The organism is Aeromonas sp. QDB23 (genome assembly GCF_027707745.1).
GTDB classification, from domain to species: Bacteria; Pseudomonadota; Gammaproteobacteria; order Enterobacterales; family Aeromonadaceae; genus Aeromonas; species Aeromonas allosaccharophila.
On the sequence record NZ_JAPCJA010000009.1, the window covers coordinates 1 to 24,310 of the forward strand.

The following is a 24,310-nucleotide window of genomic DNA, read 5'->3' on the forward strand; positions in this document are numbered from 1 at the left end:
CACAGGCCTATAAGTATTTGTTTTGTAGGCAAAAAACTATTTTTAATTTTTAACAAAATGTTCACGATCTCGCCCTGTTAGGATAACTAAGATGCTTGTGGCCTATACGTTGCCAGGTAAATTTTTGCAAGATTCACTGTATTTGATGCCAACATTTTCAAAAAAGCAGCAGAACTAAGAACTTGATCTGGATCGGGAAACTGTGTTGTTGCTGTTGGATGAGCAACTTGATTCCGCTCCTCCATTATTGCATTTAACTTAGATTGTGCCTTTACTGTTGTCTCACTATCAGTGGATGTTTCCAACGCTAATTTCACTGTCGCCTGCTTACCAATTTCACGCCAAAAATCTTGCACTCCAACTCTTTTCAGAAGATCTGCAAGAACACGGTCCTTAATATTAGAATCTGTCAATGATAGCACAGAGGACTTTATGGTTACTGGACCAGAAATTGCCCCTTTGCTAGCCACTAGAGATGCTAACAAGGAATCAACCATAACATCATTATATCCATATCTTCGTGGATTTTGTGCAATCTCCAGAGTCCTAGTCTTAAGCTCACCTTGGATTACATCTGGCAGTTCAGTGAATGCATTTACTTTAGATGCAATTTCATCGGACACAGTTTCTACTATTTGCCTAATACAATACTCGAAGCGGCCAGCAAGATACAGCTGTAACGAGCCAGAGAGAACTGGTAGATCAGTCCTGCGTTGCTTGGATGCTTCATGTAGTAAAGCAGCTGTTGACCATAAAACTCCAGATTCACATTCTATTTCTGGTGGAGTACTGGCCCCAAACTCTCTGAAATTTTTAATTAAAGATAGTAAATGCTCCGCTCGCTCTACATCACTGCAAAATTCTGTTAACACAACATCAAGCGCACTCATGATTGTAAACCTCACGCAGAAAGTATCTCTATGGCTAGCAGAATGCGTTGACGAACAGCCTCAATCGTATTTCCTCTACCAATCAATATTTCATAGCTTTCCTCATTAGCTAATGCGCTCGCAAGCTTATCAACAATAATAGTCTTCCTATTTTCAACATCCAACCCAGGATTAATACTTAGTGCGATCATTAGTGCATCATATAATGGACGACTTGGCCTTCTTGTTTTGGGTAGTTTAAATGGTTCACCATCAAAAACCATATAAAGCCTTTTAATAGAGTCACTAAAATCAGACTGCATTCTTTGTTGCTCAGCTTCGTTAATATCTTTATTAAACTCCATATATCTGTCTAAAATACGTCTCAATGAGCCAGTTTTACCAGAGAGGAATGCGTCTTGTAATGCAAAAAAACGAAGAACCAATTCGGCATCTGCCATAGTGGAGAAAAGAGAGTTTTTTAGCAATTCCTCTGAAGGCTCGCTTTCCTCATTTTTTTTATATTTTGGTATATTCCACGTTGAAGTAAAATACTCCGTCCTTGCTAGTTTAATTAGTAGCGCATTTAAGGTTCCGGGGTAAAGTGCATTTCTCAGCTCTTGAGGATTTAGTTTAATACCGCCTGTATTAAGACGATCAAATAACACTCTGCGTACATCAAGCTCATGAGCCCCCTTGTCTGTTTCTGCGAGTAATACGATGGCTGAAATGCTTCGTCTCAAAAGACCACGCTGTAAAACAACAGGCAGTTCAGTAAACCGTTTGTTGTTTAACTCGGACCAGTACTCAAGGCTATTAAGAGAGAACTCATTAGAGAAAAATGCATGTATCGTCTCTATTCTCTGGCGACCATCTATTACTTCATACTCACCATAGTCCCTTTCAAAAAGGAAAATAGGTGGCACGGGTATATTTAATAAAAATGACTCAATGAGCAAGGAGCGCTTTTTATTTGTCCATCTCAATCTCCGTTGATAGCCAGGAGATGTGTCAATTATTTGCCTTCCCGGCTGAAGTGCATGCTTAAGATAATCCAACTGGTAATCTCTAGTCTCACGAACCACACGCAGTTGACTTGCTGCATATTTCTCAGCAGGGTCAACCATGCTTGAAAAAAAAGAATTTGTTTCGGAAAGATCGTCCTCAAACCATTCATCTATTTCATGTTCGTCTGATGTAAATTCTTTACTCATTTTACTCACCCATTAAATAAAAATGACCAAATTAAATTTTAATAACCGATAAGACTTGCTCACTAGCCGTATCAAATTAACTCTGAATTAGCTATACAACGCATTGGATCGAACCCAATAGAGATAATGAACTTCTAGTAATGTTATCGATTGAAGCCGTCATGGGGAAGGATATCGAGGGGATGATGTGACCGTGATCCTAAAACGTTGAGCTTTGGAAAAATCAGTTCCAACCACTGACGACAAAACCCTTACAACGAATAGATGGCTAAGGCCTAAGATCATCGGCGCATACCGATGGAACCCGACGAAGTCGGGCGAATAAGCGGGGGAGAAGACCTTTGGTGACTTTGGGTCTTTCCAAAGTCACTCGCCCCGGCCCGAAGGGCGGGCGAAACCCCTTCGAGGCCAGCGGCCTCGCATCCTGCACGGCAAAGCCGTGCCACCACACAACGGCCCCTGCCGCCAACGCCATACCTCGGAACGGACGATTACGCCTACCGGCTAATCGACCCTACGATTGCACGGCGCAGCCGTGCCTGCTTGCCACAGGCACGGAGTCTGGCTGGACGCCGGAATGCCACCGGCAAAGGGGCGTGGCCGCCCCTAGCGGCCCAAGAAGGGTTCCCAGTCCTTGAACACCGGCTGCAACCCTGCCTGCCGCACGGCGGCGGCCACTTCCCCCACCGGGCGGTCGTCGTGGATGGCGAACTGCTCCAGCTCCTCGGCATCCCCCTCGGCATAGCCACCCGGCTGGGTGCGTGACTCGGCCGACATCTGGGTGATGCCAAGGCGCACCGCGCCGTTGCGAAACGTGGCCGACTCGCGGGTGGAGAGCGACAAGTCCAGGGTTGGCGAGAAGAGGCGCCAGGCGCAGATCAGCTGTGCCAGCTGGCGATCCGACATGACCACGGCAGGTTCCAGTCCGCCGGTGCAGGGGCGCAGGCGCGGGAAGGAGAGCGAATAGCGGCTCTGCCAGTGGTGGCGCTCAAGCCAGCTCAGGTGCTCGGCGACAAAGTAGCTGTCGGCGCGCCAGTCCGAGGAGAGACCGATCAGCGCCCCCAACCCGATTTTGTCGATACCGGCGCGGCCCAACCGATCCGGGGTGGCGAGGCGCCATACGATATCCCGCTTGTTGCCGCGCAGATGGTGGCGGGCGTAGGTGGGGGCGTGGTAGGTCTCCTGATAGACCATGACGGCGTCGAGGCCGAGGGTCTTCAGTTCGGCATATTCGGCTTGCGAGAGGGGCTGCACCTCCATCCCTACCGTGCTGAAGTGGCGGCGGATGATGGGCATCACCTCGCGAAAATAGGCGAGCCCCACCTTGTGCTCGTGCTCGCCGGTCACCAGCAGCACGCTGTCAAAACCGCGCGCCTTGATGGCCAGACACTCGCGCTCAATCTCATCTGCATTCAGGGTCTTGCGCTTGAGGCGGTTGCTCATGGAGAAGCCGCAGTAGGTGCAGTCGTTGGCGCACAGGTTCGACAGATAGAGCGGCACATAGAAGCCGATGGTGTTGCCAAAGCGCTGGCGGGTCAGCCGCTCGGCCTCGGCCGCCATCTGCGGCAGATACACCTCGGCAGCCGGCGAGATCAGCGCCATAAAATCGCTCAGGGTGCGGCGGGGTGCACTCAGGGCGCGTGCCACATCGGCGGCCGTCTTGGCGCGGATCTGCATGCCGATATCGTCCCACTCCAGCTCCTGCCATCGGTCGAGAAAGGTAGGCTCCTTAGCCCTCACCCCCGGCGCCCTCACCCCCAGCCCCTCTCCCAGAGGGAGAGGGGGGCTAAACACATTAGCCTCGGGAGAAACCGAGAAAGAGGACATGGCGATTGGCTCTTGCCCCGCGCCAGCATCATGACTCATAACGCCCCCAGAAAATCGGTGAGCGGGCTGGAGGCTTGGGCCTGCAGGGCGCGGGCGCCGAGGCCCGCTTCATAGGCACTACGACCGGCGGTGCAGGCGAGCGCAAAGGCGCGGCCCATGGCGACCGGATCGCCGCTCACTGCAATGGCGGTGTTGACCAGCACGGCATCGGCCCCCAGTTCAAAGGCGGCGGCGGCGTGGCTCGGCGCACCTATGCCCGCATCCACCACCACAGGCACATTGGCCTGCTCGACGATGATGGAGAGAAACTCCCGGGTCACCAGCCCCTGATTGGAGCCGATGGGGGCGCCCAGCGGCATCACGGCGGCGCTGCCCACCTCTTCCAGCCGTTTGCAGAGCACGGGGTCGGCGCCGCAGTAGGGCAGCACCACAAAGCCCTCTTTCACCAGCTGTTCGGCGGCTTTCAGCGTCTCGATGGGATCGGGCAGCAGATAGCGCGGATCGGGGTGGATCTCCAGCTTCAGCCAGTTGGTGCCCAGCGCCTCGCGGGCCAGGTGGGCGGCAAATACCGCCTCGGCGGCGGTCTTGGCGCCTGAGGTGTTGGGCAGCAGCTTGACCCCGAGTTGCAGCAAGGGGCTCAGGATATCGTCGTGGGCCTTGCCCGGTTCGAGCCGCTTGATGGCCATGGTGACCAGTTGGGAGCCACTCGCCAGGGTGGCGGCGGCCATCAGATCCGGGCGGGCAAACTTGCCGGTGCCGGTAAAGAGGCGCGATGAGAAGGTGTGATCGGCAATTGTCAGCATGTCAGCCTCCAGCAATGGCAGTGAAGAGGTGAAGTTCGTCCCCGTCATTGAGACGGGTCTCGGCCCAGCGGCCACGGGGCAGCACGCCGCCGTTAAGGGCTACCGCCACTCCCTGTGGATTAACGTCTTGCGCTGCCAGCAGATCGGCCACACTCAGCCCTGCCGCCAGCGACTGGGCTTTATCGTTGAGTCGAATGGTGAGGGTCATGGGGTGATCTCCTTATCGTGTGTCGGGCATCGGCGCTGCCCGCAAACCGGGCAATCGGGATCCGGGGCCAGAGTGAGGGTCTGCCACTGATGGGTCAACGCATCGAAGCGGCGCAATGTGCCAGCGACCGGGCTCGGCATCCCGAGCAGCAGTTTCAGTGCCTCCAGCGCCTGCAAAGAGCCCATCACTCCCACCAGCGGGCCGGTGACACCGCTGGTCTCGCAGCTCTCCTTGATCTCTGTATCCAGCGGATAGAGGCAGGCGTAACAGGCGTGATCGCTGCTGGTGCGCGCCATCAGCTGCCCCTGCCAACCCACTGCGGCGGCGGAGATCCAGGGTTTGTCCTGCTCCACGCAGGCGGCGTTGATGGCCTGGCGGGTGGCGAGGTTGTCGCAGCAATCGATCACCAGATCTACCTCGGCCACAAACTCCGGCAGGCTGGCGGCATCGAGCCGCTGGTTGATGGCGATCAGCTCCACCAGCGGGTTGTGGGCCGCCAACCGCTCGCGGGCCAGCTCCGCCTTGGAGTGGTTGACCGCCTCGCTATCGAACAGGATCTGGCGCGGCAAGTTGCTGGAATCGACCGTATCGCCATCGGCCAGCCACAAGGTGCCCACCCCGGCCCCGGCCAGATAGAGGGCGAGCGGCGAGCCGAGCCCGCCAAGGCCGACGATCAGCACCGATTTATCCTTGAGCCGCGCCTGCCCCGCCTCGCCCACTTCCGCCAGCATCAGCTGACGGCCGTATCGCAAATACTCAACATCAGAGAGCATGTTCCACCTCTCTTATGTCAGTGGCCGAGCGTGGCTCATCCCCCGCTCCCACGGCCTCGAGCAGCCGTTCGGTCGCCCCCTGCCAGTCATCGCTGGCCGTGATGGCCGAGACCAGCGCGATACTGCCGACCCCGCTTGCCTTGACCGCCGCCACCCGCTCCTCGCTGATGCCGCCGATGGCCACCGTCGGCCACTGCGCCATCAGGGCGCGGTAGCGGTGCAGCCGCACCAGCCCCTGCGGGCGCGAAGGCATCGCCTTGGTGTTGGTCGGGAAGATATGGCCGAGCGCCATATAGGAGGGGGCCAGCTCGCGCGCCCGCATCAGCTCGAAGTAGCCGTGGGTGGAGATGCCAAGGCGCAGCCCGGCCGCCTGAATGGCGGCAAGATCGGCGGTTTCCATGTCCTCCTGCCCCAGATGCACGCCCCAGGCGCCCGCCTCGATGGCCTGCTGCCAGTAGTCGTTGATAAAAAGCCGCGCCCCATGACGGCGACCGAGCGCGACAGCCTCGGCAATGGCCGGTGCCACCTGGGCGGCGGGCAGATTCTTGATCCGCAGCTGGATGGTCTTGACCCCCTGCCCCAGCAGGCGGCGCAGCCACTTGACCGAATCGACCACCGGATAGAGGCCCAGATGCTGTTCGGTTGCGGCAAAGGGGCCATCCGGCAGGCGGACGCAGCTCGCTTCCATCCCTTCAACAGAAAAGAGGCCGAAACGGCGATCTAGCGTTGAGCCCGCCAGCACGGCGCGGGGGAAGTGGGCAAGATCGGCGGGCCAGCCGAGATGGGCGATGGGGCCCGGGCCTGCGCCCACCCCCTGCGCCGCCGCCAAGCCCTGTTGCAGGTAGGCTCGCGCCAGAGTGATGGCATCCTCTACTGGATAATCCAGCGCCACCACGGCGGCAATGGCGCTGGCGTAGCAGCAGCCGGTGCCGTGGCCGTGGCGGGTATCGAGGCGCGGCGCGGCGAGCCAGAATTCGCGGCTCTCGTCCTGGTAGTAGTCGAGGCAGAGATCCCCGCCCCACGCAAGGTGGCCCCCCTTGACCAACACGGCGCGGGCGCCGAGTTCGCGCAGCCGCCGGGCGGCGAGGCGCACCAGCTCGGGACTGGTGGCGGGCAGGCCGGTCAGGGCTTCCAGCTCGGGACCGTTGGGGGTGATCAAGGAGAGGCGCGGCAACAGCTGCTCGCGCACCGCCTCCAGCATATTGGGCTCCGCCATCGGGGTGCCGGTGCTGGCGATGGCTACCGGGTCGTAGACCACAAAGGGGGCCTCGATGGCCGCCAGTCGGCGGGCCAGCACCTCCACATGGAGCCGGGTCGGCAGCAGGCCGATCTTGATGGCGGCGGGCGGCAGATCGACGCCAAGGGCGTCGATCTGGGCGGTGAAGGTCTGCATCAGCACGGGGTCGACCATCTTCACCGCCACCGAATTTTGGGCGGTGATGGCGGAGATGACCGAACAGCCGTGCACACCTAGGTCGTGCAATGTGTGCAAGTCGGCCTGAATGCCGGCGCCACCGCCGGAGTCGGAACCGGCGATGGTCCAGACCACAGGACGCGCCTCTGTGGCCACCAGCAGTTCGGCGGGGCTGACAGCCCCGCTTGCGCTGCTCACGCCTCCTCCCCTGCGGCCTGTTTCAGCGCCGCCGCCTGATGGTAGATCTCGCCGCCAGTCTCCTTGAAGGTCTCGGCCATCCGCTCCATGCCGCGCACCACCTCGGCCTGCTTGAAGGTCTCGGGCTCCTTACGGGCCATGCCGCTCTCCATCTGAGCCACTACCTGCTCCTGCTGACCATCCATGCCGACCAGCTTGATCTCCACCGCTTCCAGCTTGGCTGCATTCAGTTCAGCGGTGTAGGCGCGCACGTCCTGAGTGATCTTCATGGAGCAGAACTTGGGCCCGCACATGGAGCAGAAGTGAGCCACCTTGCCGGACTCCTGCGGCAGGGTCTCGTCGTGGTAGGCGCGGGCTGTGTCGGGGTCGAGGGCCAGATTGAACTGATCCTCCCAGCGAAACTCGAAGCGCGCCTTGGACATGGCGTTGTCGCGGATCTGGGCGCCCGGGTGCCCCTTGGCCAGATCGGCGGCGTGGGCGGCGATCTTGTAGGTGATAAGCCCCTGCTTCACATCCTCCTTGTTGGGCAGGCCCAGATGCTCCTTGGGGGTGACGTAGCAGAGCATGGCGCAGCCGTACCAGCCGATAAGCGCGGCGCCGATGCCGGAGGTGAAGTGATCGTAACCCGGCGCGATGTCGGTGGTGAGCGGGCCAAGGGTGTAGAACGGCGCCTCATGGCAATGCTCCAGCTGCTCGGTCATGTTGCGCTCGATCATGTGCATCGGCACGTGACCCGGCCCCTCGATCATCACCTGCACGTCGTACTCCCACGCGATCTTGGTCAGCTCGCCCAGGGTGCGCAGCTCGGCAAACTGGGCCTCGTCGTTGGCGTCATAGACGGAGCCGGGACGCAGACCGTCGCCCAGCGACAGGGCCACGTCATAGGCGGCGCAGATCTCGCAGATTTCGCGAAAGTGCTGGTAGAGGAAGTTCTCCTTGTGGTGGGAGAGGCACCACTTGGCCATGATGCTGCCGCCGCGCGAAACGATGCCGGTGAGGCGCTTGGCGGTCATCGGCACGAAGCGCAGCAGGACGCCGGCGTGGATGGTGAAGTAGTCCACCCCCTGCTCGGCCTGCTCCAGCAGGGTGTCGCGGAACAGCTCCCAGGTGAGGTCTTCGGCGATGCCGTTGGTCTTCTCCAGCGCCTGATAGATGGGCACGGTACCGATGGGCACCGGGCTGTTGCGCAGGATCCACTCGCGGGTCTCGTGGATATAGCGGCCGGTGGAGAGATCCATGACGGTGTCGGCGCCCCAGCGGGTGGACCAGACCAGCTTCTCCACCTCCTCTTCGATGCTGGAGGTGACCGCCGAGTTGCCGATGTTGGCGTTGATCTTCACCAGGAAATTGCGGCCGATGATCATCGGCTCCGCTTCCGGGTGGTTGATGTTGCTGGGGATGATGGCGCGACCGGCGGCCACCTCATCACGCACGAATTCGGGGGTGATGTTCTGGGGCAAACGGGCACCGAAATCGCGGCCAGGATGCTGGGTGCGCAACAGTTCAGAGCGCACCCGCTCGCGACCCATGTTCTCGCGAATGGCGATAAATTCCATCTCGGGAGTGACGATGCCGGCGCGGGCGTAGTGGAGCTGGGTGACCCGACGGCCCGGCTTGGCGCGGCGCGGCTTTGGCAGATGCTCGAAGCGCAGGTGATCCAGCCCCTCGTCGGCCAGCCGCTCCTGAGTGAAGGTGGAGCTGAGCCCCGGCAGTTCGTCGGTATCATCGCGCTCCAGCACCCAGTTCTCCCGCAGGCGCGGCAGGCCGCGGCGCACGTCGATGGCGACCCCCTCCTCCCCGTAACGGCCCGAGGTGTCGTAGACCGGCACCGGCTCGTTGGGCTCGAACCGGGGATCTTCTTTGGTGCCACCGACGAAGGTGTCGGCCAGCTGGATTTCCCGCAGGGGTACCCGGATATCGGGGCGGGAGCCTTCGATAAAGATGCGGCGGGAGTTGGGATGAGCCATCCCCTTGAGGCTGTCGATAAAAGCCTGAGCGCTGGAGCGCTGCTCGCGGCGGCTGGATTTGGTGGTATCAGATACGGAAGTAGACATAGCAAAACTCACATTAACTGGTTGAAGTTATGGGTGTTTGCTTGTCTGGAGTTCGAGGAGAAGATGAACTTGCGGCGGGGTGTTTATCTCAGGAGGGAGTGCGTGCGGGATGGATCTCCGCTCTGCTGTTCTGCCGCTTTCCGCTCTCTGCACGTTGTGGGCAAGGCGCCCCACGCGCTGGACAACCGGACGGGACAGACTCCCTCCTGTGCGCCCTGACCCATCAAGGGTGATCCCTTCGATGAGCGGAAGAGGCTTGTTCCTCCCCCGGCGCGGTAACCCGCAAGTTACCCTTGTTCCCTTCGCAGGTTTTAACCTGATCAGGTTCCACGGATCCCGAATTAACGGTCTCAGCTTCGCGTCGTTCGACGGTCAGCACTCCGACAAGATGGCGCCAGTATAAGGGGGAAAATCTAAAGCACAAGCCGTTAACAATCCGGGTCAACGGCTGGCGCTGTGGTCGGACCGGGTTACTCCCCGCGCGACCAGGTGCGGATGGCAGCGATCTCCGCGGCCGGGATCTGCAGGGATTCGAGGAATTCCTGATGGGCCTGTGGCTCCATCTTCTCAAACTGGATATGCCAGTTGCGCATCATCTCTTCGGTCATGCCTGCGGCCTGCATGATGGCAACCCAGCGTGCCTTGTCTACCATGGGGATCTCCTCGTGTATCTGTTGGCGATAGAGGATGATGGCCCGTTGTTGCCGCCTCAGCTCGGCGATCTCCTGCTCCAGTCGCAGCAGGTGACCATCGAGGCAGGAGTGGCTCTCCTGCCTCGCTGCCAGCAGGGTGCCGATCTCTTCAAGCGGCAGCCCCATGGCGCGAAAACTGGCGATCTGCCGCCCCCGTTCCAGTTCGGCCTCGCCATAGCGGCGATAGCCGTTCTCCCCGCGCAGGGCGGGAAGCAGCAGACCGAGACGTTCGTAATAGAGCAGGGTGGTGCGGCTCAGGCCCAGTTCTCTGGCCAGCCGGGTAATCGTCAACATAGGGGTTCCTTCATCCAACGGGCAGAGGATAAACCCGCCTATCATAGACAGGTCAACTACTCCTCCGGATTGACGACAAGGATTTCGCTTAAGCGGCCCTGTTCGTCGCGGATCAGCACCAGATCGCTCCCTTCGTGCAGATCGGCGGCCGAGCCGTTGATCCAGCGCACCTGCGGGTTGAGTGGCACAGTGCCCAGAGTGGCCAGCGTGAGTTGCTGTTTATCGAAGGATTGCAGGCGATCTTGCGCCCGCTGCCAGGGCTGATTGGCGAGCGGGGCTCTGGCGGCCAGCAGCTCAATCCGGGTGGCAACGCCATCGGCGACCAGCAGGGCAAGCTGGTCGCCGGGTTTGAGTGGCTGCGGCCACATCTCCCCTTGCCGCCAGACGGCGGCACTGCCCTGCTCCACTTCGGCCCCCTGAAATTGCAGGCGGATGCCGTCGTTGTGCTCCAGCTCAACCAGCCACAGCTCGTCGGCTCCCGCCTGCGCCGCCCAGAGCGGCACACCCAGCATCCATGCACACCACTTTCTCGATTGTTCCATCTTCGTTCTTCCCTGAACAAAAAGCCCATGCTGGACAAGCATGGGCTTCATTCGGGAGCATTTCTAATCGGAATGCAGAGATCGGATCAGTCATCCTCGCGGCAACGACTCAGGCGCATGCCGTCAAACTTGCACTCCAGCTCGAGCCAGCGCCCTTCGAACGGCGCCAGACTGCTGTCCGAGGTGGTGTAGCCCCAGATCCGCCCCCCTTCGACCGGCCCCTCCAGATCCATCTCGTCCTTGTCATCTTCGTCGAGGGCTTCGACCTTGCGTACATAGCGCACGCCGTTCTCCACCACCCCCTTCATCTCGACCCAGGTGCCGCCGAGATCATCCTCGTTGAGCCAATCCTTGAAGCGGGTCTGGTCGTCGATCACGAACGGCATGCCGTTGACCATCAGCTGGCCAAGCTGCCAGGTGGTGCGGCCGGTCAGCTTGAATTCGGTCGCCTGTGCGGTGCCAAGTGGCAACAAGATCAGCAGCAGGAGGGCGCAGAGAGACTTCTTCATCAGGGATCCTCGGGGTTACACTGGCAAACAGGATGCCGTATCCGGTGTGAAAAGAGCGTGAAACGCTCGCCAACCAGGAGAGCAAAGCATGAAGATTTTGGTAGTGGAAGACAATCCTCAGGTGGCGGAAACCATCATGGATTATCTGGAGCTGGCCGGTCACCGCCTCGATTGTGCCTATCACGGTCAGGCGGCGCTGCAACTGCTGGAGGAGCAGCGTTTCGACGTCATCATCATGGATGTGATGATGCCGCGCCTCGATGGGCTCAGCACGGTGGCGCGCCTGCGCGAGCAGGGGATTGCCACCCCCGTGCTGTTTCTCACCGCCCGCGACAGCCTGGAGGACAAGCTGGCAGGCTTCAAAGCGGGAGGGGATGACTATCTGGTCAAGCCGTTCGCCATGGAGGAGCTGGAGGTACGACTGCAAGCCCTCAGTCTGCGCGGCCCGCGCGGCGATGTGGGGGCCATCAGCTTTGGCGATCTGACGGTCGATGTCGCCAGCGGCCGCGCCACCCGCGCCGGTGAGCCCCTCAAGCTCGGCAAGATCCCGTTCCGGATCCTCGCGCTGCTGGCCCGCCGCGCCCCCGCCATCGTCAGCCGTCAGGAGGTGCTCGACACCGTCTGGGGGGATGAGGAGCCCGACTCCGATGCCCTGCGCAGCCACATCTACGCCCTGCGCAACGCGCTGGACAAACCCTTCCCCACTCCCATGCTGGAGACCCTGCACGGTCAGGGTTACCGACTGGTGAGCGCATGAGCCTGCCGAGCCTGCGCCGCCGCCTGATCATGGCGCTCGGCGGCGCCGGGGTGGTGCTGCTGATCCTGCTCTCCGGCCTGATGCTGGTGGCCGAAGACAAGATGGAAGAGCTGAGCCTGCGCCACTGGCTGGAGGCGGAAGTAACCCGCTACAGCGATGACTGGCTGCGACTCGGCCCGGCTGCGGCGGCTCCGAGCCCCAGACAGTTCTCCAGCTACTGGACCGAGGCGGGCCGCCTGCCGAAATGGCTGAAGCCATACCAGACCCCCGGCTTTTTCGAGCACCAGCTGGGCAAGGAGGACAAACACTTTCTGGTGGCCCGCCACCCCTCCGGCGAGGGACTGCTCTATCTGGTGTTCAACGACGACGCCGACGACTACCTCGACCCCTACGAAGACAAGCTGCATCTGGCGACCCGGCTGATCGGGCTGACGCTGCTGCTCGCCTGCCTCGGCTTCGGCATCTGGCTGGTGCGCCACATCACCGGGCCGCTGCAACGGCTGCAACACAGGGTCGCCCACCTCACCCCGGATCAGGCGGATTTCGAGCCCGATGCCCCCTGGCAGGAGCTGCGGGATATCGAGCTGGCGCTGCTGGCCGGCAAGCAGGAGGTGAGCGCGGTGTTCGCCCGCGAGCAGGAGTTCAGCCGCTTCGCCAGCCACGAGTTGCGCACCCCCAACATGGTGATCCAGGGCTCGGCCGCCCTGCTTGGCAAGGTGACGGATCTGCCCGCGCCAGCTGCCCGCGCCACCACCCGCATCCGCGCCGCCGCCGACGAGATGGCGCTGCTCACCGAGACCTTCCTGCTGCTGGGCCGCAAGGAGGCGGTCGAGCGACCGCTGCAACAGGTCACCCCGCTGATCCGTCAGGAGCTGGCCCGCCTCGCTCCGCTGTTGCAGCGGGAGGCCCTCGATATCCGACTGAACCTGGACGAGAGCAGCGAAGTAAACGCCCCCCTATCCCTGCTCGCCATTGCCCTCGGCAACCTGCTGAAAAATGCCCTGAGCTACGCCGAGGGGCATATCGAGATCGAGCTGTGTGGCCCGGTGCTCACTATCAGCAACCCGACGGCGGCGGCACCGGATCAGATCCTTGGCTACGGCTGCGGCCTCACCATCATTCAGCGCATCTGCGAGAAGCTGGGTTGGCAGATCGATACCCGGCTGGAGGATGGCGTATTCAGCGCCCGGCTGGCGATGAGCACCAGCGAACCCACAAAGGCATAGCCCCTCATCCCCGGCCCTTCTCCCCGTCTATTCAAAATAGTGGGAGAAGGGAGACAACAGACACTCCCCGGCAAGCCATCACAGCTCGCGGTGACAACCACAGGCCAACGACGATTACCCAACACCACCGAACAGTTCCCTCTCCCTTTGGGAGAGGGGTAGGGTGAGGGTTCTTTGGTTAAGCCAGATAGCAACAAGGCGCCCAAGGGCGCCCTGTTTTGATCTGACGGCTGCAAGCCCGAGGCTCACTCCGCCGGTTTGTTCTTGCGGCTCGCCTTGAGTTCGAGGAACTCGATGATCTTGCCAGCCACATCCTTGCCGGAGGCAGCTTCCACCCCTTGCAGGCCGGGGGAGGAGTTGACCTCCAGCACCAGCGGGCCACGGGCGCTGCGCAGAATATCCACCCCTGCCACATCCAGCCCCATAATCTTGGCGGCCTGCACCGCGGTAGCCCGCTCTTCCGGGGTGATCTTGATCGCCTCGGCGGTGCCGCCACGGTGCAGGTTGGAGCGAAACTCCCCCGGCTGGGCCTGACGGCGCATGGCAGCAACCACCTTGCCGTTGACCACCAGACAGCGGATGTCGGCGCCATTGGCCTCGCGGATATACTCCTGCACCAGAATGTTGTTGTTGGTCTGGATAAAGGCCTCGATCACGCTCTCGGCGGCTTTCTGGGTTTCGCAGAGCACCACGCCAATCCCCTGGGTACCCTCCAGCAGCTTCACCACCAGCGGAGCCCCGCCCACCATGGTGATAAGGTCGGGCACATCGTGGGTGCTGTGGGCATAGCCGGTGATGGGCAGGCCGATGCCATGGCGGGAGAGCAGCTGCATCGCCCGCAGCTTGTCGCGGGAGCGACTGATGGCCACCGAGCTGTTGAGGGCCATGGTGTTCATCATCTCGAACTGGCGCAACACGGCGGTGCCGTAGGCGGTAATGCTGGCCCCGATCCGGGGGATCACGGCGTCATAACTTCCCAGCTCCCCACCCTCGTAGTGAATGGAGGGGTTGTGGGAAGCGATATTCATATAGCAGCGCAGGGTGTCGAGCACCTCGACCTGATGACCGCGCGCCTGCGCCACCTCGACCAGACGGCGGGTGGAGTAGTTTTTCGGCTCACGGGATAAAATGGCGATCTTCATGACAATTCCGCTAGAAGGCTATGCCTGGGCAGGATGGGGCGGAAGAGTATAAGGTGCCACAGCGCCAAGACAACGCCAATTGTTTCTCCTGACAACAAGACAAACCACGCCAAACTGCACGCTACCCTGTCACTGTGACCAACAGGTTAAACGGCGGCTCTGCGCAGGTTGTTCAACCCGTGCAAGGATGCCGCCGTTTCTCGTTAAAGATCAACCGGTGTCACGCGGGAGTCAGTTCAGGTTTGGCCCCAACCAGCGCTCGGCTTCGGCCAGCGTCATCCCCTTGCGGGCGGCGTAATCTTCCACCTGATCGTGCTGGATCTGCGCCACCGCGAAGTATTTGCTCTCGGGGTGGGAGAAGTACCAACCCGATACCGCCGCCCCTGGCCACATGGCGTAGGACTCGGTGAGCTGCATGCCGATGGCCTGCTCCACCTCCAGCAGCTCCCAGATGCTGCCCTTTTCGGTGTGCTCCGGGCAGGCCGGATAACCGGGAGCCGGGCGGATGCCCTGATAGTTCTCGCGAATGAGCTCCTCGTTGCTGAGGGCCTCGTCGGGGGCATAACCCCAGTGCACCTTGCGCACCTGCTCGTGCAGGTACTCGGCAAACGCCTCGGCGAGACGGTCGCACACCGCCTGAATGAGGATGGCGTTGTAGTCGTCGTGCTCCGCCTTGTAAGCCTTGGCGATGGCCTCCTCACCGATACCGCCGGTCACCGCGAAGGCGCCGATCCAGTCAGGCTTGCCGCTCTCTTTCGGTGCCACATAGTCCGCCAGACAGTAGTTGGGGAAGCCCTGCTTCTCGCTCTGCTGGCGCAGGTGGTGCAGCACCTTGATGACCTCGGTGCGGGACTCGTCGCTGTAGACCTCGATGCTATCCCCCACCGCATTGGCCGGGAACAGGCCGATAATACCGGCGCAGCGCACGCTCTGATCTTTCTCCAGTTGGTCGAGCATGGCGTTGGCATCGGCAAACAGCTTGGTTGCCTCTTCGCCTATGATCTCGTCCTCGAGGATGCGCGGATACTTGCCCGCCAGCTCCCAGCTGAGGAAGAACGGCGTCCAGTCGATGTAGGGGCGCAGCACCGAAATGGGCACGTTTTCGAACTTCTGCACACCCGGCTCGCGGGGCTTGGGTGGCTGGTAGCCAACCCAGTCCAGTTGCTGCCGGTTGGCGCGGGCATGGGCCAGACTGACCGGGCGGGAGCGCGGCTGCTTGCGGGCATGCTGATCCCGGGCAATCTCGTACTCCTTGTCGATGCGGGCGACAAACGCCTCCTTGAGATCCGGGCTGAGCAGGCTCTGGGCCACCCCCACCGCACGGGAAGCGTTGGAGACATAGACCACAGGCTCCGAGTAGTTCTGCTCGATCTTCACCGCAGTGTGCGCCTTGGAAGTCGTGGCACCGCCGATCAGCAGCGGCAGCTTGAAGCCCTGGCGCTCCATCTCTTTGGCCACGTGCACCATCTCGTCGAGAGACGGAGTGATGAGACCCGACAAGCCGATGATATCTGCGCCGACCTCCCGCGCAGTTTTGAGAATCGTCTCGCAGGAGACCATGACCCCGAGGTCGACAATCTCGAAGTTGTTGCACTGCAGCACCACCCCGACGATGTTCTTGCCGATGTCGTGCACATCCCCTTTCACGGTGGCGAGCACGATTTTGCCGTTGCTGGAGCCACCCGATTTTTCCGCCTCGATATAGGGCTGCAGATAGGCCACCGCCCGCTTCATCACCCGGGCCGATTTCACCACCTGCGGCAGGAACATCTTGCCCGCGCCGAACAGGTCACCGACCACGTTCATGCCATCCATCAGCGGCCCTTCGATGACGTGCAGCGGCTTCTCGGCACCGGCGCGCGCCTCTTCGGTATCCTCTTCGATAAAGTCGGTGATCCCCTTGACCAGCGCGTGCTCCAGCCGCTTGCCCACCGGCCAGCTGCGCCACTCCTGATCCCGCGGATCCTCCGCCTGGGCACCGGCACCGCGATACTTCTCGGCGATGGCCAGCAGCTCCTCGGTGGCGTTGTCATTGAGGTTGAGCACCACCGCCTCGACCTTCTCTTTCAGCTCCGCCGGAATGTCTTCGTAGATGGCGAGCTGACCGGCGTTGACGATCCCCATGTCCATACCGTTCTGGATGGCGTGGTAGAGGAAAACGGCGTGAATGGCTTCGCGCACCGGCTCGTTGCCGCGAAACGAAAACGAGACGTTGGAGACGCCGCCGGAGATCATGGCGTGGGGCAGGTTCGTCTTGATGTCCTTCACCGCCTCGATGAAGTCCACCGCGTAGTTGTTGTGTTCGTCGATGCCGGTCGCCACCGCGAAGATGTTGGGATCGAAGATGATGTCTTCCGGCGGGAAACCGACCTGATCCACCAGGATCCGGTAGGCGCGCTGACAGATCTCGAACTTGCGGGCGCGGGTATCGGCCTGCCCCTTCTCGTCGAACGCCATCACGATGACTGCGGCGCCGTAGCGACGCAGCAATCTGGCCTGCTGGATGAACTTCTCCTCCCCCTCCTTCATGGAGATGGAGTTGACCACCGGCTTGCCCTGCACGCACTTGAGACCCGCTTCCAGCACCTCCCATTTGGAGGAGTCGATCATCACAGGCACCCGGGCGATATCCGGCTCGCCGGCGATGAGGTTCAAGAAGCGCACCATGGCCGCCTCGGCGTCCAGCATCCCCTCGTCCATGTTGATGTCGATGATCTGGGCGCCGCTCTCTACCTGCTGCTTGGCGACATCGAGCGCCTCGTCGTAGAGCCCCTCTTTGATCAGCCGCTTGAACTTGGCCGAACCGGTAACGTTGGTGCGCTCCCCCACGTTCACGAACATGGATTCGGAGGTAATGATCAGCGGCTCGAGACCCGACAGGCGGCAAGCCACCGGCAGTTCGGGCAGCACACGCGGCTTGAGGCCCGCCACGGCATCGGCCATGGCGCGGATATGGGTCGGGGTGGTGCCGCAGCAGCCGCCGACCATGTTGAGAAAGCCGCTCTGGGCCCACTCGCGGATATGCTCCGCCATCTCGACGGCATCGAGGTCGTACTCACCGAACGCATTGGGCAGACCGGCGTTGGGGTGGGCGCTGACACAGGATTCGCTGATGCGCGACAGCTCCTCCACATACTGGCGCAGCTCGTCCGGGCCGAGCGCACAGTTGAGGCCGAACGAGACCGGTTTGACGTGACGCAGCGAGTGATAGAAGGCTTCGGTAGTCTGGCCCGAGAGAGTACGGCCGGAAGCGTCGGTAATGGTGCCGGAGATCATCACCGGCAGGCTGTAACCCAGCGCTTCGAACACCCCTTCCACCGCGAAGGCGGCGGCCTTGGCGTTGAGGGTATCGAAAATGGTTTCGATCAGGATGATGTCGGCGCCGCCCTCGATCAGGGCATGGGTCGATTCGGTATAGGCGGCCACCAGCTGGTCATAGGTGACGTTGCGCTTGCCGGGGTCGTTGACGTCCGGCGAGATGGAACAGGTGCGGTTGGTGGGGCCCAGCACCCCGGCGACGAAGCGCGGCTTCGCGGGATCTTTCGCCGTCCACTCGTCTGCCACGGTGCGGGCCAGCCGGGCCGCCTCGCGGTTTATCTCGGCCGAAAATGCTTCCATCTCGTAATCGGCCATGGCGATGCGCGTGGCGTTGAAGGTGTTGGTCTCGAGAATGTCGGCCCCGGCAGCGCAGTACTGCTCATGGATCTCGCGGATCACCGCCGGACGGGTCAGCACCAGCAGATCGTTGTTGCCCTTGATGTCGGTATGCCAGTCGGCAAACCGCTCACCCCGATAATCCGCTTCGCCCAGTCGGTAACCCTGGATCATGGTGCCCATGGCCCCGTCGATGATCAGGATCCGCTCCCTGAGGCAGGCTTCCAGCTTCTTTGTTATGTCCGACTGCTTGCTCGGCTCTCTGCTCGACATTTCGTTCGACACCGCGTGTTCCTCTTACATCCATGCAACTGCGTAAACAGCATCCTAACAGCAAACAAATAAAATGGAAATCTAGCCGTCTATCAGTCCAAACAGAACACCATATACTCATTTATGGGTAATGAGTAACATAGGGCCCGAGAGTAACCTATGCCCGTCCTGAATAGGGATACGTGCTTGCTGTCTACCAACGAGAAAAAAATAACTATGAGCGTCTACTACACACTCTGTTTTCTGGCAGCGCTGGCGATTTTTATCGCCTTTGCCAACCAGTATGTTGTGAAGATCCAGACCACCATCGCCATTACTGCGGGCTCTATGCTGATCTCCGCGCTGATGGTGCTGTTTGGCAAACTGGGCTGGTTCAACCTGGAACCTCTTGCCGTCAAAACCATGGAGAGCATCGACTTCCAGAACTTCCTGCTGAAGGGGATTCTGGGCTTCCTGCTGTTCGCCGGTGGTCTTGGCATCAACCTCAAGGCGTTGCGTAGCCAGAAGTGGGAGATCACCATTCTGGCCATCATCGCCACCCTGCTCTCCACCTTTATCATCGGTTACGGCTTCTGGTTTATCGCCAAGCTGCTGGGCTGGGAACTGCCGCTGGTTTACTGCATGCTGTTCGGGGCGCTGATCTCCCCCACTGACCCGATTGCCGTACTCGCCATCGTCAAGAAGATGAAGGCGCCACCCCAGATCGCCATCCAGATCGAAGGGGAGTCCCTGTTCAACGACGGCGTCGGCCTCGTCATCTTCGCCACCGTGTTTGCCGTCGCCTTTGGCGGGGTTGAGCCGACCTTCGGTAGCGTGGCCGGTCTGTTCCTGCACGAAGCCCTCGGCGGCATCCTGTTCGGCGCCGTGCTGGGCCTCATCGCCCATGTGATGATCAGCGCCACCGACGATGGCTCGCTGGAGCTACTGCTGACGCTGTGCATCCCGACCGCCGGTTTCGCCTTTGCCAACATGATCGGCGTCTCCGGTGCGCTGGCCATGGTGGTCACCGGCATCATGATCGGTAACTGGACCCGTCAATCCGGCTTCTCCGAACAGAGCCGTCATCACCTGGATCACTTCTGGGAGTTGATGGATCAGTTCCTCAACGCCCTGCTGTTCCTGCTGATCGGTCTGGCGCTGGTGCTGCTGGAACTCTCCTGGCATGACTGGGTGCTGCTGGTTATCGCGGTACCGCTCTGTCTGGCTGCCCGCTTCATCAGCGTATCGCTGCCCTACGTGGCCTTCCGCAGATTCCGCAACTACAACACCTTCTCGGTGCGGATCCTTACCTGGGGCGGTCTGCGTGGCGGTCTGGCCATGGCGATGGCACTGGCACTCCCCTCCGGCGTCATGATGATCCCGGATCACGGTGTCGACCTGCGTCAGGTCATCCTGGTGATGACCTACTCGGTGGTGATGTTCTCCATCGTGGTGCAGGGCATGACCATCACCCCGATGATCACTGCCGCCAAGAAGGCCTGTGGCGACTACTGAGTCGACCGACGGTACTGATTGCAGAATGAACGAGGGCTCCGTCAGGAGCCCTCTTTTTATGGCTAATATTTGCGACTGATAGCACCTTGATAACACAGAGGAAAAGCGCACTGACTTCAACATCGCCAAATTATTGTTTGCTTTTTATTCATTTCGAGGAGAGAATGCGCCCCGGCTAGTTAATCAGCCCTGTTTATGTTCGCAATGTTTCAACGTTAGATGAATCCTGCCAAAACCCACATAACCTTCCTCTGATTTACTCGCCTTGAGAACCGTCAGGCTGTCTGCCTGCGTTGCCCGGCTCTCACGGTGCAGACCCGATCTGCCCACCCAATTTGATTTATGCATCAGCATATTCCTTGAAAAGTGCAGACGCCCCTTAACCGGGCTGGGTATTCCTGCGCGCTTGTCGTTCACCCAATCGACCGCGCCCATTAACCTGACATTTGCCAATACAAGGAGCAAACACCTAATTTATATAGAGAAATACCATGATGAAAGCCGTACAAACACACAAGCCCCTGCGTCGTAGCAAACCCATCAACCTGCCCCCGCAAGAGCAGGATTCCGATGCGTTCCTGATCCAGTTCAGCACCCGCTTCAGCGGCGGTTTCGCCATCTCCTGTGATGGTATCGCTGGCGAGTTCTCCATCGAAGACCTCAACTGATCCTGCCTGCCCTCCGGCAGCGCCCGATGCAGACAGGCCGCAACTCACGGCGGCCTCTTTGCTTCTCTCACACCTTTAACCAGATCCAGCCTCTTGCTTGTCACTCAATCTGACCAGCCACCTCGCCATTCGCTTTCCAGCTCTCTGACCTCGATCACTGCTCCAGCAGCAGGCATTCGTCAGCATCTTCGCTCAGCTTGACCAGACGGCTGCGTACCAGCCCCAGCTTGGCCAGCAGGCCGATGGAACGCTCGTTGCCCGGGGTGACGATGGCGACCACCTGCCCAATCCCCAACCGGCTTTTGCCATCGGCAAGGGCGGCCTGCGCCGCTTCAATGGCATAACCCTGACCGCGATACTGCGGCAAGAAGGCGTAACCGATATCGACCTGCGCCAGGGTATCGCGCTTGATCAGGCCGCAGATACCGAGGCTGGCCCCGTCCTCCTTGCGCTCCACCAGATAGAGCCCGTGACCATAACGGGCATAGCTGACTGCTGGCCCCTGCTGGATATACTCCTGCGCCTGCTCCAGAGTGCGAATACCCCGATCGCCGATGTAGCGATAAAAGTCGCCGTCATTGAGCAGCTCAAGGATGAAGGGGGCATCGGTGGCGATCATTTCGCGCAGGATCAGGCGGGAGGAGGCAATCATGGCAAGGGCTCTCTAACGGAAAGTGAAGGGCAAAGAGTGCCCCGTCACTCCCGGGCTGGCAAGCCTGTGGCGCCATCGGCCATGAAAAAGGGGCCGCGTTGGCCCCTGATGAGATGGGATAAACAGGCTCAGGCAGCCAGCAATCCGGCATAGCCATTACCCTGCTCGCGCAGTGCAGTGAACTGGGCGGCGCAATCGGCCCAGCTCAGCCCCAGTGCATCTGCCACCTTGTGGGGCCACTCGGGCGGCGCCTCTTCCCCCACATCGGATTGCGCAGCCAGCACGATCGCCAGATGGATCAACCCGGCCTCGGCGGAGAACTCCTTGGCCAGCATGGGGTTGTAGTGATACTCCACCGCATTGCTGATGGTCTCGGGGAACTTCCAGTAGCGTGCCATGGCCGCCCCGACCTGGGCATAGTTGAAGCCGACCACCAGCTCTTCCGCCTTGGCCCGCCCCTTGTGCAATTCCAGATCGTGAATGTGGTGGACGGTGTTTTCCGGCAGGCCCACATGCATCACCAAGCGGCCGAGATCGTAGAGCAGGGCGCAGGTAAAGACCTCATCCCCCTTCATCCCCTTCTTCACCGCCAGACGACGGGCCAGCTCTGCCACGTTGAACACGCAGCCCCAGAAATGTTTGAGGTCAATGCCGGGCACCGCAGTGACCGATTCGGTGAGCCCGCAAGCCAGCACCATGTTGCGCACCATCGCCAACCCCAGCCGCACCGCGGCTTCATTGACGGTACCGATCTGACGACTGCTGCCGAATTTGGCCGAGTTGGCCAGCCGCAGCAACTTGGCGGAGATGACAGGGTCCTTGTTGATCAGCTTGCTGATCTTGAGCAGATCCGGATCCTTTTCATTGAAAGTCTGGATCAAATCGCGTATCACTTCCGGGATCTGGGGCAGTAGCTTGGGCTCGGCCAGCAGGGAATCTATCGTGGGCATAGGCGTGTCCATCCATGTTATCTGTGTTCCAACCTGTTTGCCTTGGCAAACTCCTCCTAATTATGGGTAACAAATGGCCTCCTCATCGGATTGTTTATTCGCTGGCCATTCAAGGTGTTAGTCACATTCAGGCTATACTGGCCGCCACATTCATTGTTGCGGATATCCCATGAACGACACTCAGGAATTTTTTGACGAAGACGCGCTGCTGGAGATGGTGGAGAACCAGCTCAACGATGGTCACCCGCCCCATGTGAAAGCGACCCTGATGCGGCTGGTAATGAAGGGCACCCCACGGGAAGAGGCACTGCAATATATCGCCTGCGCCCTCGGGGCCGAGCTGATGGCAATGGAAGCGGATCAGGGCCCCTTCAATCTGACCCGTTACGGCGAGTTCCTCGACAGCCTGCCCGAGATGCCGTGGGCTGACGACTGATCCGAGCTGGATGACGGATGCAAAAAGGGCGGGTGCCGATGGCCCCGCCCTTATTGCATGGATCCGCTGTGGATCAGAACTGGGAGTTGATGATCACCTCTTCCCCCAGCGCCCCTGCCAACGGCAGTGGCCGGTAGCTGGAGTTGGCAGCCCGCAGCAGACGAATGCCGCGAATACCAACCTCCTGCGCCGCCTTGATATCCCCGTCGGCATCGCCGTAGAAGAGCTTCATCTGCTTATCCTTGAGCCACTGCACCTTGGTATTCTGGCCCGGCTTATCACCCGCGAAGATCACCGGATTGAGCTGGTCGGCCGGAATATTCATGGTCTGCTGCAGAGTCTGGCTCACGGTTTCGGTCTTGGTGGCCGAGCGACCGGTGACGAAATAGATGTGGTCACCGCGCTTGAGATGCATGGCGATGAGCGCCTTGCCCACCTCTTTCGGCATGCTGAACGCATCCCAACCATTGTTCATCTTCTCCCAGAAGGCGGGGTTTTTCAGATAGCTCTCGTCGTTGGGCGAGAACTCCTGTTTGCCGCGATAAAAACCCGGGCTGGAGAAGAGCAGGGTATCGTCGATATCAAACCCGACCGCCATCGGGGGCAGGCCATCCAGACTCTTGGCTATCTGCTCCACCGAGACCCAGTGGATCGGTGCCTGCTGGGCCAGAGTGACGGTGGTGACACCGGCAGGGATCGGCTGAACGGTAGCGGCTTGACCCGCGACAGCAGGCAGAGCGAGGGCGGCAGCCAGCAAGGAGGCAAGCAGCGCCGGACGAGAGACGTGTTTCATAAGGCAGGTTGTCATCTTGAATCAAAAGAGGGGGCCAATAGTGCCCCCATCCCGCCTCTCAAATCTGTGAATGCTCCTGCAAAAAGGGAGCATTTGACGCCCGATAATTAATCTTCGATTGGCAGCAGATCGGTAAAGACAAAGCCGTCGCGCAGCACTGTCTCGCCGACCCGAATGCCAAGCGGGCGGGAGAACATGGGGCCATCATAGGCCAGGGTGTGAAACTCGCCGTTCTCGCCGCACGGATCGACCCCCTCCGGCAGCGCCGCCAGCAGTGCCTCGTCAAAATCGTGGCCCCCCAGGCTGGCATCCAGCTTGTTCGGGTCGAGAGCACTGATCCGCGCCTTCAACCCAGCGGCCACCATCTGCGGCGCCAGTTCACGGGTATTGCTGCCCCACAGCGGGAACAGTGGTTCGATGCCGGTGCCTGCCAGCTGCTTTTCACGGTAGGCGCGCACATCCTCGAGGAACAAGTCGCCAAAGGCCATATGGCGGATCCCCTGTGTCACCACATCGGCGATAAAGCCGGTCATGATGCGGGCGTAATCCTCGTTGCTGCAGGGCCAGGGCAGATCGATGGTGATGAGGGGCAGCCCGACGCAGGCGGCCTGCTCGGTCAACAACTGCTTGCGCACCCCGTGCATCGCCACCCGCTCGAATGCCTGATTGAGAGTGGTAAACAGCCCCACCACCTCGATGGCGGGATCTTGCCGCAACTGATGCAGTGCCCATGCGCAATCCTTGCCGCTGCTCCAGGAGAGCAGTACCCGTTTCTTTTCCATCATTCCTCCGCCAGCGGGGCGCTCTGGTTTCCCAAAAAGGTTGCCCCAAAAAGATGCAAGACAGTGTTGCGAATTGCGCGATTTAC

General features: G+C 60.3%; 22 protein-coding genes and 1 riboswitch. Of the genes, 5 read left to right on the forward strand and 17 right to left on the reverse strand.

Annotated features, from left to right (window positions below):
• Nucleotides 1-86: 86 nt before the first annotated feature.
• From PG888_RS06120 to PG888_RS06170, 11 genes are all read right to left on the reverse strand, one after another.
• On the reverse strand, nucleotides 87-890 hold the full coding sequence (locus PG888_RS06120) for a HEPN domain-containing protein (RefSeq protein ID WP_182938858.1): 804 nt from the start codon (nucleotides 888-890) through the stop codon (nucleotides 87-89).
• 11 nt (nucleotides 891-901) lie between these two features.
• Nucleotides 902-2,083: a DUF262 domain-containing protein gene (locus PG888_RS06125; RefSeq protein WP_270692972.1), complete on the reverse strand. Its 1,182-nt coding sequence runs from the start codon at nucleotides 2,081-2,083 to the stop codon at nucleotides 902-904.
• A gap of 606 nt (nucleotides 2,084-2,689) precedes the next feature.
• Nucleotides 2,690-3,910, reverse strand: coding sequence for a 2-iminoacetate synthase ThiH (gene thiH / locus PG888_RS06130; protein WP_182939702.1), 1,221 nt, complete (start codon nucleotides 3,908-3,910; stop codon nucleotides 2,690-2,692).
• 35 nt (nucleotides 3,911-3,945) lie between these two features.
• Nucleotides 3,946-4,713: a thiazole synthase gene (locus tag PG888_RS06135; RefSeq protein WP_270692974.1), complete on the reverse strand. Its 768-nt coding sequence runs from the start codon at nucleotides 4,711-4,713 to the stop codon at nucleotides 3,946-3,948.
• Between the two features lies 1 nt (nucleotide 4,714).
• Nucleotides 4,715-4,921 carry a sulfur carrier protein ThiS gene (gene thiS, locus PG888_RS06140; protein ID WP_182938856.1) on the reverse strand — a complete coding sequence of 69 codons (207 nt, stop codon included), beginning with the start codon at nucleotides 4,919-4,921 and terminating at the stop codon, nucleotides 4,715-4,717.
• Complete coding sequence (locus tag PG888_RS06145; protein ID WP_182938855.1) at nucleotides 4,918-5,694, reverse strand: HesA/MoeB/ThiF family protein; 777 nt, start codon at nucleotides 5,692-5,694, stop codon at nucleotides 4,918-4,920. The genes thiS and PG888_RS06145 overlap by 4 nt, the downstream gene beginning before the upstream one ends.
• Nucleotides 5,684-7,306 carry a thiamine phosphate synthase gene (thiE, locus tag PG888_RS06150; protein ID WP_182938854.1) on the reverse strand — a complete coding sequence of 541 codons (1,623 nt, stop codon included), beginning with the start codon at nucleotides 7,304-7,306 and terminating at the stop codon, nucleotides 5,684-5,686. Before thiE ends, PG888_RS06145 begins: the two co-directional genes overlap by 11 nt.
• Nucleotides 7,303-9,360, reverse strand: a complete 2,058-nt coding sequence (thiC, locus tag PG888_RS06155; protein WP_182938853.1) for a phosphomethylpyrimidine synthase ThiC — start codon at nucleotides 9,358-9,360, stop codon at nucleotides 7,303-7,305. The genes thiE and thiC overlap by 4 nt, the downstream gene beginning before the upstream one ends.
• A gap of 280 nt (nucleotides 9,361-9,640) precedes the next feature.
• A riboswitch (TPP riboswitch) is annotated at nucleotides 9,641-9,753 on the reverse strand.
• A 77-nt stretch (nucleotides 9,754-9,830) separates the two neighbouring features.
• The gene (locus PG888_RS06160) at nucleotides 9,831-10,346 is read right to left on the reverse strand and encodes a MerR family transcriptional regulator (RefSeq protein ID WP_182938852.1); all 516 of its coding nucleotides are present in this window, start codon (nucleotides 10,344-10,346) and stop codon (nucleotides 9,831-9,833) included.
• A gap of 56 nt (nucleotides 10,347-10,402) precedes the next feature.
• On the reverse strand, nucleotides 10,403-10,888 hold the full coding sequence (locus PG888_RS06165) for a hypothetical protein (protein WP_182938851.1): 486 nt from the start codon (nucleotides 10,886-10,888) through the stop codon (nucleotides 10,403-10,405).
• 86 nt (nucleotides 10,889-10,974) lie between these two features.
• Nucleotides 10,975-11,397 (reverse strand): hypothetical protein, encoded by a 423-nt coding sequence (locus PG888_RS06170; protein ID WP_111809133.1) that lies wholly within the window; start codon nucleotides 11,395-11,397, stop codon nucleotides 10,975-10,977.
• Nucleotides 11,398-11,485: 88 nt separating this feature from the next.
• Between PG888_RS06170 and PG888_RS06175 the strand changes: the two genes are divergently transcribed.
• Together PG888_RS06175 and PG888_RS06180 are read left to right on the forward strand one after the other, a co-directional pair.
• Nucleotides 11,486-12,154 carry a response regulator transcription factor gene (locus PG888_RS06175; RefSeq protein WP_005340090.1) on the forward strand — a complete coding sequence of 223 codons (669 nt, stop codon included), beginning with the start codon at nucleotides 11,486-11,488 and terminating at the stop codon, nucleotides 12,152-12,154.
• Nucleotides 12,151-13,380 carry a sensor histidine kinase gene (locus PG888_RS06180; protein WP_182938850.1) on the forward strand — a complete coding sequence of 410 codons (1,230 nt, stop codon included), beginning with the start codon at nucleotides 12,151-12,153 and terminating at the stop codon, nucleotides 13,378-13,380. The genes PG888_RS06175 and PG888_RS06180 overlap by 4 nt, the downstream gene beginning before the upstream one ends.
• A gap of 245 nt (nucleotides 13,381-13,625) precedes the next feature.
• On the opposite strand, the gene rimK is transcribed toward PG888_RS06180, so the two are convergent.
• Together rimK and metH are read right to left on the reverse strand one after the other, a co-directional pair.
• A complete protein-coding gene (rimK, locus tag PG888_RS06185) occupies nucleotides 13,626-14,522 on the reverse strand; it encodes a 30S ribosomal protein S6--L-glutamate ligase (RefSeq protein ID WP_005340088.1) in 897 nt (298 codons plus the stop codon).
• Between the two features lie 231 nt (nucleotides 14,523-14,753).
• Nucleotides 14,754-18,449, reverse strand: coding sequence for a methionine synthase (gene metH / locus PG888_RS06190; RefSeq protein WP_182939701.1), 3,696 nt, complete (start codon nucleotides 18,447-18,449; stop codon nucleotides 14,754-14,756).
• Between the two features lie 216 nt (nucleotides 18,450-18,665).
• On the opposite strand from metH, the gene PG888_RS06195 reads away from it, so the two are divergent.
• A complete protein-coding gene (locus tag PG888_RS06195; protein WP_042057196.1) occupies nucleotides 18,666-19,943 on the forward strand; it encodes a cation:proton antiporter in 1,278 nt (425 codons plus the stop codon).
• A gap of 491 nt (nucleotides 19,944-20,434) precedes the next feature.
• A complete protein-coding gene (locus PG888_RS06200; protein WP_005342935.1) occupies nucleotides 20,435-20,611 on the forward strand; it encodes a hypothetical protein in 177 nt (58 codons plus the stop codon).
• A 154-nt stretch (nucleotides 20,612-20,765) separates the two neighbouring features.
• Here PG888_RS06200 and PG888_RS06205 read toward each other — a convergent pair whose 3' ends face one another.
• The gene (locus tag PG888_RS06205; RefSeq protein ID WP_075112783.1) at nucleotides 20,766-21,263 is read right to left on the reverse strand and encodes a GNAT family N-acetyltransferase; all 498 of its coding nucleotides are present in this window, start codon (nucleotides 21,261-21,263) and stop codon (nucleotides 20,766-20,768) included.
• Nucleotides 21,264-21,391: 128 nt separating this feature from the next.
• Nucleotides 21,392-22,213, reverse strand: coding sequence for an HDOD domain-containing protein (locus tag PG888_RS06210; RefSeq protein ID WP_182938849.1), 822 nt, complete (start codon nucleotides 22,211-22,213; stop codon nucleotides 21,392-21,394).
• A gap of 169 nt (nucleotides 22,214-22,382) precedes the next feature.
• Here PG888_RS06210 and PG888_RS06215 point away from each other — a divergent pair, with 169 nt between their 5' ends.
• Complete coding sequence (locus PG888_RS06215; RefSeq protein WP_005348674.1) at nucleotides 22,383-22,649, forward strand: hypothetical protein; 267 nt, start codon at nucleotides 22,383-22,385, stop codon at nucleotides 22,647-22,649.
• Nucleotides 22,650-22,722: 73 nt separating this feature from the next.
• Here the strand turns inward: PG888_RS06215 and aphA are convergent, their stop codons facing one another.
• A complete protein-coding gene (gene aphA, locus PG888_RS06220; RefSeq protein ID WP_182938848.1) occupies nucleotides 22,723-23,442 on the reverse strand; it encodes an acid phosphatase AphA in 720 nt (239 codons plus the stop codon).
• Nucleotides 23,443-23,549: 107 nt separating this feature from the next.
• On the reverse strand, nucleotides 23,550-24,224 hold the full coding sequence (locus PG888_RS06225; protein WP_182939700.1) for an adenine nucleotide alpha hydrolase: 675 nt from the start codon (nucleotides 24,222-24,224) through the stop codon (nucleotides 23,550-23,552).
• Nucleotides 24,225-24,310 lie beyond the last annotated feature (86 nt).

What these genes read in the sequence shown, in the direction of transcription:
- PG888_RS06145 (WP_182938855.1), bottom strand. Translation starts at nt 5,694, where the DNA reads ATGCTCTCTGATGTTGAGTATTTGCGATACGGCCGTCAGCTGATGCTG.
- PG888_RS06165 (WP_182938851.1), bottom strand. Translation starts at nt 10,888, where the DNA reads ATGGAACAATCGAGAAAGTGGTGTGCATGGATGCTGGGTGTGCCGCTC.
- PG888_RS06170 (WP_111809133.1), bottom strand. Translation starts at nt 11,397, where the DNA reads ATGAAGAAGTCTCTCTGCGCCCTCCTGCTGCTGATCTTGTTGCCACTT.
- PG888_RS06160 (WP_182938852.1), bottom strand. Translation starts at nt 10,346, where the DNA reads ATGTTGACGATTACCCGGCTGGCCAGAGAACTGGGCCTGAGCCGCACC.
- PG888_RS06205 (WP_075112783.1), bottom strand. Translation starts at nt 21,263, where the DNA reads ATGATTGCCTCCTCCCGCCTGATCCTGCGCGAAATGATCGCCACCGAT.
- thiH (WP_182939702.1), bottom strand. Translation starts at nt 3,910, where the DNA reads ATGTCCTCTTTCTCGGTTTCTCCCGAGGCTAATGTGTTTAGCCCCCCT.
- PG888_RS06135 (WP_270692974.1), bottom strand. Translation starts at nt 4,713, where the DNA reads ATGCTGACAATTGCCGATCACACCTTCTCATCGCGCCTCTTTACCGGC.
- PG888_RS06180 (WP_182938850.1), top strand. Translation starts at nt 12,151, where the DNA reads ATGAGCCTGCCGAGCCTGCGCCGCCGCCTGATCATGGCGCTCGGCGGC.
- rimK (WP_005340088.1), bottom strand. Translation starts at nt 14,522, where the DNA reads ATGAAGATCGCCATTTTATCCCGTGAGCCGAAAAACTACTCCACCCGC.
- PG888_RS06200 (WP_005342935.1), top strand. Translation starts at nt 20,435, where the DNA reads ATGATGAAAGCCGTACAAACACACAAGCCCCTGCGTCGTAGCAAACCC.
- aphA (WP_182938848.1), bottom strand. Translation starts at nt 23,442, where the DNA reads ATGAAACACGTCTCTCGTCCGGCGCTGCTTGCCTCCTTGCTGGCTGCC.
- PG888_RS06195 (WP_042057196.1), top strand. Translation starts at nt 18,666, where the DNA reads ATGAGCGTCTACTACACACTCTGTTTTCTGGCAGCGCTGGCGATTTTT.
- PG888_RS06125 (WP_270692972.1), bottom strand. Translation starts at nt 2,083, where the DNA reads ATGAGTAAAGAATTTACATCAGACGAACATGAAATAGATGAATGGTTT.
- PG888_RS06120 (WP_182938858.1), bottom strand. Translation starts at nt 890, where the DNA reads ATGAGTGCGCTTGATGTTGTGTTAACAGAATTTTGCAGTGATGTAGAG.
- thiS (WP_182938856.1), bottom strand. Translation starts at nt 4,921, where the DNA reads ATGACCCTCACCATTCGACTCAACGATAAAGCCCAGTCGCTGGCGGCA.
- PG888_RS06215 (WP_005348674.1), top strand. Translation starts at nt 22,383, where the DNA reads ATGAACGACACTCAGGAATTTTTTGACGAAGACGCGCTGCTGGAGATG.
- metH (WP_182939701.1), bottom strand. Translation starts at nt 18,449, where the DNA reads ATGTCGAGCAGAGAGCCGAGCAAGCAGTCGGACATAACAAAGAAGCTG.
- PG888_RS06225 (WP_182939700.1), bottom strand. Translation starts at nt 24,224, where the DNA reads ATGGAAAAGAAACGGGTACTGCTCTCCTGGAGCAGCGGCAAGGATTGC.
- thiC (WP_182938853.1), bottom strand. Translation starts at nt 9,360, where the DNA reads ATGTCTACTTCCGTATCTGATACCACCAAATCCAGCCGCCGCGAGCAG.
- PG888_RS06210 (WP_182938849.1), bottom strand. Translation starts at nt 22,213, where the DNA reads ATGCCCACGATAGATTCCCTGCTGGCCGAGCCCAAGCTACTGCCCCAG.
- PG888_RS06175 (WP_005340090.1), top strand. Translation starts at nt 11,486, where the DNA reads ATGAAGATTTTGGTAGTGGAAGACAATCCTCAGGTGGCGGAAACCATC.